Source organism: Agrobacterium sp. B1(2019) (assembly GCF_008274755.1).
Taxonomy (GTDB): Bacteria; Pseudomonadota; Alphaproteobacteria; order Rhizobiales; family Rhizobiaceae; genus Agrobacterium; species Agrobacterium salinitolerans.
In genome coordinates this window covers 41,700-55,524 of the sequence record NZ_VTPB01000002.1, presented here as the reverse complement: position 1 = coordinate 55,524, position 13,825 = coordinate 41,700, and the positions used below count along the sequence as shown (strand labels likewise).

The 13,825-nt window shown below is 56.7% G+C and carries 13 protein-coding genes; 5 read left to right on the top strand and 8 right to left on the bottom strand.

Features of this window, described 5'->3' with window-relative positions; all coding sequences use genetic code 11:
- The 7 genes from AGR1_RS15005 to AGR1_RS14975 all read right to left on the bottom strand — a co-directional run bounded on the left by AGR1_RS15005 (position 1) and on the right by AGR1_RS14975 (position 7,218).
- Positions 1-786, bottom strand: a complete 786-nt coding sequence (locus tag AGR1_RS15005) for an enoyl-CoA hydratase-related protein (RefSeq protein WP_137412168.1) — start codon at positions 784-786, stop codon at positions 1-3.
- Complete coding sequence (locus AGR1_RS15000) at positions 783-1,940, bottom strand: CoA transferase (RefSeq protein WP_149147399.1); 1,158 nt, start codon at positions 1,938-1,940, stop codon at positions 783-785. The genes AGR1_RS15005 and AGR1_RS15000 overlap by 4 nt, the downstream gene beginning before the upstream one ends.
- On the bottom strand, positions 1,937-3,310 hold the full coding sequence (locus tag AGR1_RS14995) for an FAD-dependent oxidoreductase (RefSeq protein ID WP_281406447.1): 1,374 nt from the start codon (positions 3,308-3,310) through the stop codon (positions 1,937-1,939). The genes AGR1_RS15000 and AGR1_RS14995 overlap by 4 nt, the downstream gene beginning before the upstream one ends.
- 10 nt (positions 3,311-3,320) lie before the next feature.
- Positions 3,321-4,097, bottom strand: coding sequence for an ABC transporter permease (locus tag AGR1_RS14990; protein ID WP_149147985.1), 777 nt, complete (start codon positions 4,095-4,097; stop codon positions 3,321-3,323).
- Between the two features lie 56 nt (positions 4,098-4,153).
- Positions 4,154-4,957 (bottom strand): ABC transporter ATP-binding protein, encoded by an 804-nt coding sequence (locus AGR1_RS14985; RefSeq protein ID WP_137412171.1) that lies wholly within the window; start codon positions 4,955-4,957, stop codon positions 4,154-4,156.
- A 4-nt stretch (positions 4,958-4,961) separates the two neighbouring features.
- On the bottom strand, positions 4,962-5,996 hold the full coding sequence (locus AGR1_RS14980) for an ABC transporter substrate-binding protein (protein WP_149147397.1): 1,035 nt from the start codon (positions 5,994-5,996) through the stop codon (positions 4,962-4,964).
- Between the two features lie 808 nt (positions 5,997-6,804).
- Positions 6,805-7,218: a VOC family protein gene (locus AGR1_RS14975; protein ID WP_149147396.1), complete on the bottom strand. Its 414-nt coding sequence runs from the start codon at positions 7,216-7,218 to the stop codon at positions 6,805-6,807.
- A gap of 94 nt (positions 7,219-7,312) precedes the next feature.
- Between AGR1_RS14975 and AGR1_RS14970 the strand changes: the two genes are divergently transcribed.
- Together AGR1_RS14970 and AGR1_RS29865 are read left to right on the top strand one after the other, a co-directional pair.
- A complete protein-coding gene (locus AGR1_RS14970) occupies positions 7,313-8,179 on the top strand; it encodes a LysR family transcriptional regulator (protein WP_149147395.1) in 867 nt (288 codons plus the stop codon).
- Between the two features lie 597 nt (positions 8,180-8,776).
- Complete coding sequence (locus AGR1_RS29865) at positions 8,777-9,889, top strand: ArdC-like ssDNA-binding domain-containing protein (RefSeq protein ID WP_246669658.1); 1,113 nt, start codon at positions 8,777-8,779, stop codon at positions 9,887-9,889.
- On the opposite strand, the gene AGR1_RS14955 is transcribed toward AGR1_RS29865, so the two are convergent.
- Positions 9,864-10,265, bottom strand: coding sequence for a hypothetical protein (locus AGR1_RS14955; RefSeq protein WP_149147394.1), 402 nt, complete (start codon positions 10,263-10,265; stop codon positions 9,864-9,866). The genes AGR1_RS29865 and AGR1_RS14955 overlap by 26 nt on opposite strands.
- Before the next feature lie 304 nt (positions 10,266-10,569).
- Here AGR1_RS14955 and AGR1_RS14950 point away from each other — a divergent pair, with 304 nt between their 5' ends.
- The 3 genes from AGR1_RS14950 to AGR1_RS14940 are packed head-to-tail and all read left to right on the top strand — an operon-like array spanning position 10,570 to position 13,744.
- Positions 10,570-11,808, top strand: coding sequence for a tyrosine-type recombinase/integrase (locus tag AGR1_RS14950; protein WP_187772191.1), 1,239 nt, complete (start codon positions 10,570-10,572; stop codon positions 11,806-11,808).
- Entirely contained in the window at positions 11,805-12,752 is a 948-nt protein-coding gene (locus tag AGR1_RS14945; protein ID WP_149147393.1) for a tyrosine-type recombinase/integrase, read from the top strand. The genes AGR1_RS14950 and AGR1_RS14945 overlap by 4 nt, the downstream gene beginning before the upstream one ends.
- Positions 12,749-13,744 (top strand): tyrosine-type recombinase/integrase, encoded by a 996-nt coding sequence (locus tag AGR1_RS14940; RefSeq protein ID WP_149147392.1) that lies wholly within the window; start codon positions 12,749-12,751, stop codon positions 13,742-13,744. Before AGR1_RS14945 ends, AGR1_RS14940 begins: the two co-directional genes overlap by 4 nt.
- The last annotated feature ends 81 nt before the right edge of the window (positions 13,745-13,825 follow it).

Here is a 13,825-nt window from a genome sequence, read left to right as displayed (position 1 = left end):
TCAGCACCCTCGCCAAACGGGGGGTCTTTTCTCCTGGAATGCCAGCACGCCTTCTTGCGCATCTTCACTACTCAAGGCTTTCAGCAAGGCGGGGGTTCTCAGCGCCTGCGCTTCGGAAGGCACGAGATGCCCGGTGCGGTTGACCGTCTGTTTGATCGCCCTGAGTGACAAAGGCGCACAGGCTACGATGTCGGCAACCCAACGGTTCACCGCCTCGTCCAGATTTTCGGGGGTGGCGACTTCGTTGACGATCCCGAATGCCTGCATGTCCGATGCGCTGAACTGGCGACCCGTGAGCATGACGCCCATGGCCTGGTTAAACGGAATCTTTCGCTGTAGCATGACCATTCCACCGTCCAGCGGCATGCGACCAACGCGCGCTTCCGGCAGTCCGAAACGGGCGGTGTCGCTGGCGATAACGATATCGCAGCCGAGCACCATCTCGAAGCCGCCGCCGAGAGCGAAACCGTTGACGCGGGCGATGACGGGAATATCAAGGCTTTTTCGAAACGCGATGCCGCCAAACCCGTTCGGGCGGCTTTCGGCCCAGTATTCGAGGCCGGTTTTCTGGATGCCGGTCGCGCCGCCCTTGAGGTCTGCACCAGCGGAAAATGCCCGTTCGCCCGCACCGGTCAGCACCACGCAACTGATATCGTCGCGTTTCTCGATGTCGTGCCAGATACGCTCAAGCTCAAGCTCTGTCGCCGGATCGATGGCGTTCATGCGCTCGGGTCGGTTTATCGTCACGCGAGCGATGCGGTTCTCGATATTGAAGACAACGCTCACGCTGCGTCTCCTGTGAGCAGACCCAGCGAATGAATGATCTCATCATTATGTTCGCCAAGTTTTGGTGGCGGCAAACGAACAGAAACCTTCGCCGCAGACATTTCGATGGGTGAGCCGATGACACGAACCGGGCCAGCGGCGGTTTCGCCAACCTCCAGAATCAGGCCGTTGATCAACGTCTGTTCATCTTCGAGCGCTTCGGGAAGTGAGCGCACTGGCGCGCACAGAATATCGACGTCTTCAAGCCGCTTCAACCAGTGTGCTGTGGAGTTCGTGGCAAAACGCGCCCGGAAAATGGCGTGTAACTGGGGGCGTGTCTGCGCCTGGGCATCAAAATCCGCATGTTCGGGCAATGCCGAGAGATCATTGATCTCAAGTGCATTGCAAATATCGCGAAGCGGGTTTTCCTTGAAGGCGCCAACCATGACGATTGCGGTATCGGTGGTTTCAAAAACACCGCTGAGCGGAAAGGACGACCAGTTGAGTTCTTTGCCACGCATCATGTGCATGGTGCCTTCCTGCATCTGCATGGCAATCAGCGAACTGTACAGGCTGACGGCAACCTGCTGGCCTTCCCCGGTTTTTTCACGATGCAGGAGTGCCAGCAGAATGCCCTGTACGAGATGCATGCCAGCCGAATAATCGGCAATCGTCGTCGAATAGATCGCCGTTGGATGGGTATAATCTGACTTGCGCTGCATGACGCCGGTCATTGCTTGCGCCAGGGTGTCCTGTCCACCCTTGTGGCGATAGGGGCCTTCGAGGCCGAAGCCTGTGCCAACGGCAAAGATCAGCTTCGGATTGATCTTTTTGAGATCGTCGTATCCGAAACCCATGCGCTCCATCACGCCGGGGCGGAAATTGTTCACGACGACATCGGCGTGGCGAAGCAGTTCCCGAACGACATCGCAAGATTGCTTGTCCTTCAGATCGACGGACAGGCTGCGCTTGTTACGGTTCAGTGAGGTGAAGACCGGATTATTCAGCCCGTCCGGGTCCGACCCTACTGACCAACGGGAGAGATCGCCGATTTTCATTTTTTCGATCTTGATAACGTCGGCGCCATAATCGGCCAGCATCTGGGTGCAGCAAGGGCCAAGCATCACCTGCGTGAAGTCCACGACACGGATACCTTCGAGCGGAAGAGTTGTCATTCTGCTGCCTCCAGATAGCTTGCATTTGCAGAGGGGATATCCCCGGGGTCTGCCCCCTGACTGCGAAGCATACTGCGGATCTTCGTGATATCAGCCTGTCGCGCCGTGACACCGGCATTAAGAGCAACCACTGCAGCCACGCCTGCGGCTTCGCCCATGGCCATGCAGGGCGGGATTTCGCGGCTTGATTTCTGGGCCTGCGGTGTCGCCGAATAGTGGCGTCCTGCGACGATCATCTGCTCCACATCCTTTGGCAGCATGGCGCGATAGGGGGTGTAATAGTCGCGGCCACGGCATATCGTATCTGCGAAATGCCGGCGATTCATCACGTCATCTTTTGTCACGACATAGGAGCCTTCAAGAAGACGCGTCTGGCGCACGCCTGTTTGCGGTGCAAAATCAACCACATAGGCATTTTCGAAGCCAGGCATTTTTTTACGGGCAAAATCCAGCAAATGGCCGATGCGGCTGCGGCCTTCGATCTCCGCAGTGGTAAGGTCGTCAACCTTCAGGCCGCTGAGCTTCGGCATATGCGGGCAGTTCAGCCATACGACTCCCGGCAGTGGCGTTTTCAACCACCAGAACGACCAGCATCCGCCGATCAGGCGTTTCGCTTCATGATCGAGCTGCTTGAATGCTTCGGGCTCCTCGCGCTCGAAACGCTCAGCGGCATCGGTGTCGACGCCGCCCCACCGCGACACAGTGGTAAGAATAAAATCGGATTCGGTGTTTGCCGCACCCGCATTGGCCGCGACGTCGAGATCGCCAGTCGTATCTATGACGATACTACCCAAGATGGCTTCCAATCCAGCTTTGGTCTGGCAAACCACACCGGTGATACGGTTGTCCTCCATGATAGCGGACGAGAACCAGCTGTGCAGACGGAGTTTGACACCCGACTCGGCAATCAGATCGTAGGAGGTCTGCTTGAAGGCATCGGGGTCGAAGGCCGCGGAATAGCAGATGGGGTGAGGCATGGTTTGCGTATGGAAATCGAACAAGCCCCAGCGCGCCCAGCGTTGCCAGGCCGCCGGTGTATCGCGAAATTCGATCATGCGGTCACGCTCATCCGGAACCACGCAAAGGCCACGCTTTTGCATGCGCCCGATCATCTCGACGCAGATGCCCTGCACGGTGACTTCGGTTTCATTGACCATATCGTCAAGCACCAGCACCATGCCGCCAGATGCGAGGCCACCGAGATACGGGTAGCGCTCAATCAGGGTCACGCTCGCGCCATTGCGTGCTGCCGAGACGGCCGCTGAAATGCCCGCAGGGCCACCGCCGACCACGACGACATCCGAGCGATCCACGACTTTTACGCCGCGCGCTGGCAATTCAATTATCGATGTCATTTCATTTGCCTCCAGATAAGCCGCTTTAGTGAGCAGCAGCCGGCTTCCACCGGACAACTTTTGTTTCGACCAGCGATACGATTGAGAACAGAACCACCGCAGTCAGGGCTGCGATCACCACGGTTGCGTAAAGCAGCGGCGAGCGGAAATTATAGGTGGCCTCGATGATGAGGGCGCCAAGCCCGAAACTCGAACCGATCCATTCCGCCACGATCGCGCCCATGACACTGCTGGTGGCGGCGATCTTGAGCGCGGCAAACAGAAAGGGCAGGGATGCCGGGAGCTGAACTTTCCACAAGACTTCCCGCTTGTTGGCCGACAGAACCCGCATCAGATCCAGCATGGCCGGGCTGACGGATTTCAGCCCCTGAACCATGTTGACGAGTGTGGGAAAGAAACAGATGAGACCGGCGATAATGATCTTGGGCGCGATGCCGTTGCCAAAGATCAGCACCAGGATAGGTGCGAGGGCTATGATCGGAATGGCCTTGATGAAGACAGCAATCGGATAGATCGCCCGTTCTGCCACGCTGCTGTGCACGAACCAGATAGCCAGAAGAATGGCGATCAGGTTTCCGAAAATAAAGCCCAACGATGCTTCCAGTAATGTCGGAAGAAAGTTCTTCCACAGGATGGGACCATTGTCCCTGAAGGCAAGAACGATTTCCCACGGACTTGGCACCATGAATGTCGGCACTTCGAAGGCAGTCACCCCGATTTGCCAAGCTGCGACGAGACCGATCGTCGTCAGGATGACAGGCATGTTACGGCTAAAGACGCCTATGGTCATATCAGCCCACATCGCCTTCCGGGACGCGGTTTGTATTTCGATCGTGTCTCTGGTCGAGATGGAATTGCTCACAGGCATTCCTCCAGCAATGTGCGCAGGTGGGCGGTAACCTGAATAAAATCGATGGTATCGCGTATGGCCAGCGACCGCCCCGCAGGAAGGTTCACCTCCAGAAACTCTTTTACGCGACCTGGGTTGGCCTTCAGCATCAGAATCTTCTGGCCAAGAAACGCGGCTTCAGGGATCGAATGGGTGACGAAGACAATTGTCGTTCCCGTTTCCTGCCAGAGGCGTAGAAGCTCCTCATTGAGCTTGTCACGGGTGATTTCGTCGAGTGCGCCGAACGGCTCGTCCATCAGCAGAATGCGCGGGCGGGTCACCAGCGCCCGCGCAATCGCAACACGCTGGCGCATGCCGCCAGACAGCTCATGTGGCAACGCTTTCTCGCGCCCGCCGAGACCGACCATTGCCAGCAAATCGTGCGCGTCGGCGTGATCGCGTGCCTTGCCTCCCCCGACTTCAAGGGGAAGGCATACATTGTCGATCACATTGCGCCATGGAAGCAACGTCGCGTCCTGAAAGACAAACGCGAAATCTCTATTCCCGCGTGCGGCCCGCGGAGTCTGGCCAAGTACGGATATCTGCCCATGCGATGGCTGTACAAGATCGGCCATGCAGCGCAGCAGCGTTGATTTTCCGCAGCCTGACGGCCCGAGCATGGTCACGAAGCCTCCTTCCGGAATGTCCAGAGAGACATCCGAAAGAGCGGTAAACTCGCTCGGGCCTTTTCCGAAACGCACAGAGACGTTTCTGATGGAAATTGCCGCTTTCGCCGTGGTCGGGCTTTCCTGGATGGTCCTTATTGCCAACATGATCTCAGCCCAGCTTCTTGCGGAAATCGCTTGTTGCCTCCAGTACGGAGAAACTCACGACATCATCGAGTAGGGGGACAGATTGCTTGAACTGACCGAGATCGGCATAAGCCTTGATCTGGTCTTCCCAGGTCGACTTGTTCATTGTCCCCCAGCCATCTTTTTTGGCGGTTTCGCCAAACGAATAGCCGAGAACCGGTACGGCAGCTTCAAGCTCGCTGGCCTTGTCGAGATTCGGGAATGCTTCGACCAGAATATCAACCGCTTCTGCCTGGTTGTCGCGGGCATAGGACCAGCCCTTTGCCGTCGCCATTGTGAAGCGCGCCAGAACATCGCCGTGCTTGTCGATCTGGTCGTCGGTGGTGAAATAGACGTTTGCGTACAGCTTGAGGCCCGCATCCCACAGCATCATCTGTACGGAGTCCGTGCCAAGCACCTTCATGGCGTTGATATTCGTATTCCAGCCGGTCACCGCCTGTGCCTGGCCCGTCAGAAGCTGGTTCATATCCGAACCCATATTGACGATGGTGACCTTGTTTTCCGCGATGCCGTTTTTGGCAAGCAGTGCGCGGAGTAGGATAACGGCAGTCGGCTGGGTGGCGATGGTTTTGCCGATCATATCTTGTGGCATGCGGATCGGATTTTTATCTGTCGAGAAATAGGTAAAAGGGTGTTTCTGATAACCGGCGAGAAAGGCCTTGATCGGAATGCCCGCGCCACGCGCCAGCATCACGGCCGGGCTGGACGATGTCTGGCCAACGGCAGCCTGCCCGGACGCCACACCCGCGACACCATCGATGTTCGGGCCACCCGGTACGATTTCAAGGTTGACGCCCTGTTCGGTATAAAATCCCTTTTTCTTCGCCACGACTTCGCCAAGAACGCCGTTCGAGCCAAGCCAGCCCAATTGCATTTTGACGTCGGCTACATCGACTGCATTTCCGGCGCGAACGCTGATAAAATTCTGCATTGTCGCCGCGCCACCCAAAATGGCGGCGTTCGCAATGAAACGGCGGCGATTCATTAAAAAACTGCTCATGTATGTTCCCCTTATAAGAACTAGCTTCGCGGGTAGCGTGCTACGGCTTATCCGCCGTTGAGGGGATCATGCCGAACATAGGCGTTCTAATAAAGAACAATTATTCGCCGCATTACTTGCCGAAAAGGCAACGCATGGATCGTGGCCCTGTCTGCCTTGTTTTTCATCATCGGGAACTGATTTGATGCACGACAGATCGTGCCTTGCATGCCGACTGAACAGACTCTGGTACTTCCGTCAGGAAGATCTTGCGTATCGTCAGGCGAAAAGCGCGTATGGCGGCTGCTTATTTTCAGATGAGGGTAATAGAATCAGTGATCCGTTGGGAAGTCCCGGACTGGCGACATTTTCGAAAGCATGATGCGGGCGGTAGAGATAAGCGACGGTCCCACTCTTGTCTCCGGTGCAGGGCGGGATGAAACGCTCACGCGAAAGCCGTCGCCGCAAATTGGCAACATTAGCGAGGCCGTGGCCGCAATACGTTTTGCCGCTGGTGTCTTTTCAAGCACCATGATTTCGCAGACTTACGGTCGCGCTGCAAACCTGATGGTAACGGGCATCAGGGCGTCACGGAGATTCGGCACGGGGCCGTGGGTTGCCGGCGTGGGCGAGCATATCCTTGGGGGCAATGTTGCCGAGACCATCACTGTGGCAACGGAAGATGATTCCCGGTTATCAGAGAAAGCGACTGCAAGCCTTGATTGCAGCCGGCGTCATGGAGACCGTCTTCACTAGCCTCGGGGGGGCATGCCGAAAGCGGCGCAGTTATGCAGTGCCTCACGGATCGTGAAGCGCTGCCGCAACCGATCTAACGGGCGAAAACGCTGTCGAAATCGTTGAAACCCTTTACTTCGATGGGATTACCGCTCGGATCGAAGAAGAACATCGTCCTCTGTTCGCCTGGTTCTCCTTCAAAACGCACGACGGGCGGAATATCGAAAGCAATACCTGCCGTCTCCAGCCGGTCGGCAAGCGCAAACCATGCCTCCAGCGGCAGTACCACGCCCAAGTGGGGCATCATTACCATGTGGTCGCCGACTTTTCCTGTGCGCGATACTTCGAAGGGCTTGCCAAGATGAAGCGAAATCTGATGTCCGAAGAAATCGAAATCAACCCAGGTATCTGTACTGCGCCCCTCTTCGCATCCAAGGACATCCCCGTAAAAACTCCGTGCTTCGTCAAGATTGGTCACGTGGTAGGCGAGGTGAAAAAGTGATCTCATTGGCGGTTCTCCAGAATGATGTTGATCCCATCATAGGTTTACCGTAGGGCAAGTGAAACTATGAAATTGTGTCTCTGAGGATAAGCATCTCTATATGGACATTCGCTTCCTGCAAAGCCTGCTTGCTGTCATAGAAACCGGCTCTATCACGGGTGCAGCCCGCCGGGAGAAGCTGACGCCTGCCGCGATCAGCCAACGTATCCAGGCTTTGGAACGCAGCCTGAACTGCAAGCTTTTCTCGCGCGGAGCGCATTCCATCCAGCCGACCGAAACATGTCTGGCATTGCTGCCTCGTGCACGGCTTCTGGTCCGTGAGAGCGCTCATCTCATGGATGATGCGCTTGATGGAGATTTGAGAGGCGAGGTGAAGATCGGTGCGATTTCGACGGTGCTAACCGGACTTTTGCCTGCATTTATCCGCGAAACGGCACGGCAAGCTCCCGATCTGAAGTTGCGGCTTGTCCCGGGATCGTCGCTATATCTGTTTGAGCAACTGCTTGCTGGCGCTCTCGATATCGCAATTCTTGTCGAGCCGCCTTTTGCGCTGCCTAAATCACTCGTTGGCCACAGAATCAGAAGCGAACCACTAGTTTACATGACCAGGGCTGAGATAGTTGCGGATGATGTCTTGAAGCATGCTGCGGGGGAACCGTTCATCCGGTATGATCCCGTATCCTGGGGAGGCCGCATCGTTGGGAGATATATGGAGACTTTCGATCTCTCGCCCGATGTCGTTTGTGATCTCGATGCGCTGGAGACAATTGCGATCCTGGTGGCCCAGGGACTGGGAAACGCTCTCGTTCCGGCATGGCAAGGCCTGGTGCCAACGGGTTTTAACATCGTCTCCGCTTCGTCCGGCACGACATTCTCCCGCAACATAGTGCTTTTGCATGAAGCTATCCCGGCACGGCCAAAAGCTGTTGCTTTTCTTCTGAAATTACTCCAGCCCGACGATCATTGAAGATTGCGTATGTCCGAAGTTCAAGTTTCTTGCTTACGATCTTGACCATGGCAGCCGTGAGCTTCGTGTCAGTGCTGAAGATCTGTCCGGTAGGGCAGGGTAGCAAGGGGCTCGATGGAAGAGGTTGCAGCAGCCATCGACCAGACCACTCTCAGCCTTGCCAAGGCTCGGTGACGGCGCGGCGTTATGGATTTTCGCGGTCGTTGTTGACCCGTTGGCTTCGGGAATAGCCCACAGCACGAAGACCGGGCTTAGGCTCGACCAGCCTAAAATAAAGTGTGTTAGCTCGAGGCCGTCGTCGGCTTTTTGTTGCTCATGTCATGACGCTACTAATTATGCGTGCACATGACGAGATGCGTTATGATGTTTGCCCAAAAATTTGGAAGCTTGCTGATCAAGGATCGTCCCTGTCGCAAAGAGCCACGGCCATAGCTGCCTTCTTTAGGCTTTTCTGACAGCCCCTCCCATCCCATGCAACGGCAGGCACCGTCTTTTCGCTTCGCCCGCCCCTTCGGGGTGCAAGGGCTGCTTTGGCCTGTCTCTCCGGACGCCATCAGGCCGCGATGGTCGCGGTCTCCACAGCGAAAGGAGACAATCATGTCCAAATCATCTTCACCCAAATTCGATGTCCATCAGGAAATCACCAGCCGCATCGTCGATGCTCTCGAAAACGCAGGCGAATTCCAGCTCCCCTGGATCGCCAACAAAGCCGGAAGCTTTGCTCGCCCCGTCAATGTCGCATCGCGCAAGCCCTATAACGGCGTGAACATTGTCAGCCTCTGGGTCTCTGCCCAGGCTTCTCAGTATCCCTCGAATGTCTGGGGCACCTATCGCCAGTGGCAAGATGCCGGTTGCCAAGTGCGCAAGAGCGAGAAATCCTCCCTCGTCGTCTTCTACAAGACTTTCGATGTCGAGCAGATCAATGACCAGACCGGTCAGGCCGAGCAAGCCGAACGCATGGTTGCGCGTGCCAGCTGGGTCTTCAACGCCGCCCAGGTGGATGGTTTCCCTCTCGATCAGACCGATATCCCAGACCAGCCTTCATTCGACCCGCTTGCTCAGGCTGAAGCCTTCGTGAAGGCAACCGGTGCTGTCATCGAGGAGGGTGGCGATAAAGCCTACTATGTCCCGTCGGCTGACATCATCCGCATGCCGGAGCGCCGCCGCTTCACAGGTACTGCGACCACAAGTGCCGCCGAAGGATTTTACAGCACACTCTGTCATGAACTCACCCATAATGCCGACATCCAGATTATGCCGACAATTCTCCGGTTGAGCCAAAAGCCTTGGCCTCAGGCTCACTGGTCCCGGCATAATACGAAGCAAAAGGGAAAGCTGTCGGCGATTGTCCACCCCGTCGTCGGTGCTCATCAGAAACTCGGCCGCTATGAACCTCGTGGGTGTTTCAAAACAGCCGCTTGCCGCAATGCCTCACAGTTATGCTTGAGCTCGCATAGGTTTCAAGCAAGCGTTTTCGCTTGGGCGAGCCAGACGCAAAGCGTGGTAAGCAAGCCCAAAACCAAGAGGACAATCAGAATACGTTCTACGTTTCTCCAGAATCCTGGTTCAGGGCGGTTGCCCATCGCTGTGCCAAGAACATCAGTCACGAAATCGACAACCCTCACGATGCTCGTCATAGCTCATGCCCTTGTCGCGCTTCAGCGGGATATACTCTTAGCTTCGATCACTTGCGGAATGTCGCAGCAATAGTGCGGGGGCGGCTCTGCTCCGCGATGAGAAGCAAAACCTGCAGCTCGCCCTCATCATGAACCAATGCGATCTTTAGCGGTCGGGCCTTGCCGGAGTTCTGCCAGACACCATCCCCTTGGATAGAAGGCAATTCTGCAGCGAACCGCTTGGGGGCAGACCTGACTACGGCAGACCATCCGTTGTTTGCCACGACCTGTAGTGTCTTTCCATTACGTTTAATCGTGATCGTGCATTGTGAACATTCGCCGGCATTTGACTTCACCTGTTTCCAGGTTCCCTCGTAGAGATCGAGCTGCTCCGCCCCAGACGGCTGAACGTTTAAAAACACGAAGACAGTTACGACTACTAGAAATCGCAGCTTTGAGATGAAATCCATGGGATGTGCACTCCTTTGATGCCGACAATTTAAGATTGCACATCTTTCTTCCTGGTAATTTTTTCCCAGCGGATTTTAACATTCTGACGAACAGAGCTTTCGTCGAAGACAGGAACGACCGAGACTTGTTGAGCGTCCGAACAAACATGTGTGTTTTGTTGGCTTAGAGGACTGGACGCCCCGCCAAAGAGCAACGCTCGGCAGTGGAGCGAATGACTACGATCACATCCACCGGCGACTGACGCATCTTGCACGGCATTCGAATTGGCCGCCGTCTTTCCTTGTTTGAAACAAGGAGAATACCATGACGATCAGTCGCTATCGCTACTTCTACGCCTGTGCCTTCTCGCTGTTCGAGGACCATCTCGTCGCCTTTGTCGATGAGATGGTCGAGCTCGATCATGCAGAAAGCACGATCACCCTGTACCTGAGCTGCATCAACGATGTTGCAAAAGCAATGCACGGGGCCGGGATTGCCGCGTCTGACCTCGATCAAAGGCGAGCCACCGAACTCATCGCAGCCATGGGGTGGATAGAATCCCGAGCGTCCTACGCGAAGTTCATGATGAAGCGATTTGGGCGCTTTCTTGCGGAGCGTGGCGTGACGAGAGAGCGTCCGGCGCTCTCGCCCAGAGAAGCGGCGCGGCTGGAACTACGGACAGCCTATGAAGACTATTTGCGCCGCCAGCGGGGATTGAGCGAGCGGACAATCACCGATAGCTGGCGGTTTGCGGGGCAGTTCCTTGACTTCCGCTTCCCTGAAGAGACCGATGATCTTGGGAGTATATCCGCCTCCGACATCGCCCGGTTCCTGCATATGCGCGTCGTCCAAAGGGCACCGCGAGACAAAACCGTGCCGTCACACCTGCGAAACTTCTTCCGCTATTTGTTCAAGGCTGGGAAGACGTCTGCAAACCTCGCGAACGCCGTGCCGCGTGTGGCGCAGCGGTTCGGAACTCGGCTTCCACGTCATCTCTCGCTGGAACAGGTTGAGATGATCCTGGCTGCGGTGCGCGACACGGCACCATCCACCTTACGCAACTACGCAATGGTTCTGTTGATGGCGCGCCTCGCTCTGCGTCCTCAAGAGGTCGTCGCCATACAGATCGATGACATCGACTGGCGCTCAGGTGAAATCCTCATTCGTGGAAAGGGCGACAGACACGACAGGTTGCCGCTATTGCCCGAAGTCGGAAAGGCGCTTGCGGACTACATCAAGCTCGAGCGCGTGGCGACGTCTCGATCTCTGTTTGTCATCGACCGAGCGCCGCACCGCCCGTTCAAAGATGCGCAGGTTCTAAATCAGATCCTGCGCAAGGCGTACGAACACACGGGGTTAAAGCCACCAGCACCCTATGTCGGGTCCCAGATCCTGCGCCACAGTCTGGCGACCAATCTGGTTCAGAATGGCGCTTCTCTGGAGGAAATCAGCGACACGCTGCGCCATCGCTCCCGTGCGACCACGATGATTTACGCAAGGCTTGATGTCGAGGGTCTGCGCACCATTGCTCAGCCGTGGCCGACCACAGGAGGTGCAGCATGAGCAAGCTGTCTCAAGAGCTGGATCGCTATCTAGCCGTCCGCCGTGGCCTCGGGTTCGAGCTTCGCACGGATGAGCGGATACTGAGGCGCTTCATCGAACATGCTGAGAAGATGGGCACCGAATATGTGAGCGCCGGGGTCTTTATCGGATGGCGTGAGTCTTTCGGTGTTGCCAGCCAGCAGACGTGGTCACGACGGCTCGGTATCGTCCGAATATTTGCGCAGTGGCTCCACGGCATCGATCCTCAGCACAAGGTCCCTTCAAGTGACCTCATCCCTAGCCGTCATCGGCGAAGCAGGCCCTACATCTACAAGCCGGAAGAAATCCGCGCCATCGTGGAAGCGGCAGCAGCATTGCCATCGACCAACGGAATCCGGCCGCTGACATATGCGGTCTTGTTCGGCCTGATCGCGGTCACCGGGCTCAGGATCAGCGAAGCGATCTCGCTCGACAGCGGCGATGTCGATCTTGAGAATGGCGTTCTCACGCTGCGGAAGGGTAAGCTCGGCAAGGCAAGGCTCATCCCGGTGTCGAGGTGTACCGCGCTTCAGCTTGCGGCTTACGCGAAGGAGCGGGATCGGCTGCTTGAACGTCGCTCCCAGCCATTCTTCGTCGCGGACCACGGTGAACGGGTCGGCGACTGCGGTGTCAGATACAACTTCGCCACCGTCTGCCAAACTCTTGGTCTGCGGGAGAGGCAGAGATTCCATAAGCATGGCCGTGGCCCACGAATCCATGATCTGCGCCACACCTTTGCCGTCCGCACCATGCTGAACTGGTATCGATCCGGCATGGACGTCACTCGCGAGATGATCAAGCTGACTACATATCTCGGGCATGTCAGCCCCGAGCATACCTACTGGTATATCGAGGCTGTGCCGGAACTTTTGGCCCTCGCCTCCGCCCGCGCTGAGCGCGCTCTGGCGCTGGAGGGAAGCTTATGAGCAGATCATTGCTTCCCTCGCTCGTACAGCAGTTCTTTACCGACCGGCTGTGCACCCAGATGAACGCCAGCCCGAACACGATCGCCGGCTATCGCGACACCTTCCGCTTATTGCTGCGCTATGCGAGCGAGAAGATCGGCAAACCACCAACAAAGCTGTCGATAGACGATCTCGGCGTCGAACTGGTTGCCGACTTCCTTTGCGACATTGAGACCGGGCGCCGCAATAGCGCTCGCAGCCGAAATACCAGACTTGCCGGCATCCGCTCATTCTTCCGCTTCGTGGCGATGAGCGAACCGCAGTACATGCTGCAATGCCAGAAAATACTGGCCATGCCGAGCAAACGTCATGTCCGGCGAACTGTCGAATTCCTCGATCGTGAAGAAATGGATGCTCTGTTGGCAGCCCCCGATCGGTCGACCGGGATTGGTCGCCGTGACCACGCGATCCTGCTGGTCGCGTTGCAGGGAGGCTTGCGAGCCTCGGAGATCACCGGCCTCCGGTGCTGCGATGTCGTGGTCGGCACAGGGGCTCACATTCGGTGCGAGGGCAAAGGTCGCAAGCAACGGACAACACCGCTCCGGCGGGAAACCGTCAAGGTTTTGGAATCCTGGCTGAAGGAGCGTAGGGGCGGTCAAGATGATCCGCTCTTCCCAAGCAATCGTGGGACACGGCTCAGTCGGGACGCGCTGGAAGACATCGTCCATCGGCACGTGCTCACCGCATCGAAATCGTGCCCGTCGCTCGTTGGTAAACGGGTCAGTCCCCACGTCCTGCGTCACAGCACCGCGATGGAGCTTTTACACCACGGGATCGACCAGACCGTTATCGCGCTCTGGCTTGGGCATGAGAATGTCGAGACCACGCAGGTCTACGTTCATGCGGATCTGCGGCTCAAGGAAAAGGCCCTGGCCCGATTAACGGCTGCCGCCGATAATCCAGGAAGATATCGGCCGGACGACAAGTTGCTCGCCTTCCTCGAATCCCTTTGATTATGCCGCAAACTTTGAGCTGGAGGCCAAGGCTTCCGGCTCATCCGGACAGTTGGCGGCATAATCTGGATGTCGGCATTA

Bases quoted from the DNA above. Each gene is read 5' to 3' on its own strand.
- AGR1_RS15000 (WP_149147399.1), bottom strand. From the start codon at position 1,940: ATGACAACTCTTCCGCTCGAAGGTATCCGTGTCGTGGACTTCACGCAG.
- AGR1_RS14990 (WP_149147985.1), bottom strand. From the start codon at position 4,097: ATGTGGGCTGATATGACCATAGGCGTCTTTAGCCGTAACATGCCTGTC.
- AGR1_RS14985 (WP_137412171.1), bottom strand. From the start codon at position 4,957: ATGTTGGCAATAAGGACCATCCAGGAAAGCCCGACCACGGCGAAAGCG.
- AGR1_RS14980 (WP_149147397.1), bottom strand. From the start codon at position 5,996: ATGAGCAGTTTTTTAATGAATCGCCGCCGTTTCATTGCGAACGCCGCC.
- AGR1_RS14975 (WP_149147396.1), bottom strand. From the start codon at position 7,218: ATGAGATCACTTTTTCACCTCGCCTACCACGTGACCAATCTTGACGAA.
- AGR1_RS14970 (WP_149147395.1), top strand. From the start codon at position 7,313: ATGGACATTCGCTTCCTGCAAAGCCTGCTTGCTGTCATAGAAACCGGC.
- AGR1_RS29865 (WP_246669658.1), top strand. From the start codon at position 8,777: ATGTCCAAATCATCTTCACCCAAATTCGATGTCCATCAGGAAATCACC.
- AGR1_RS14955 (WP_149147394.1), bottom strand. From the start codon at position 10,265: ATGGATTTCATCTCAAAGCTGCGATTTCTAGTAGTCGTAACTGTCTTC.
- AGR1_RS14950 (WP_187772191.1), top strand. From the start codon at position 10,570: ATGACGATCAGTCGCTATCGCTACTTCTACGCCTGTGCCTTCTCGCTG.
- AGR1_RS14945 (WP_149147393.1), top strand. From the start codon at position 11,805: ATGAGCAAGCTGTCTCAAGAGCTGGATCGCTATCTAGCCGTCCGCCGT.
- AGR1_RS14940 (WP_149147392.1), top strand. From the start codon at position 12,749: ATGAGCAGATCATTGCTTCCCTCGCTCGTACAGCAGTTCTTTACCGAC.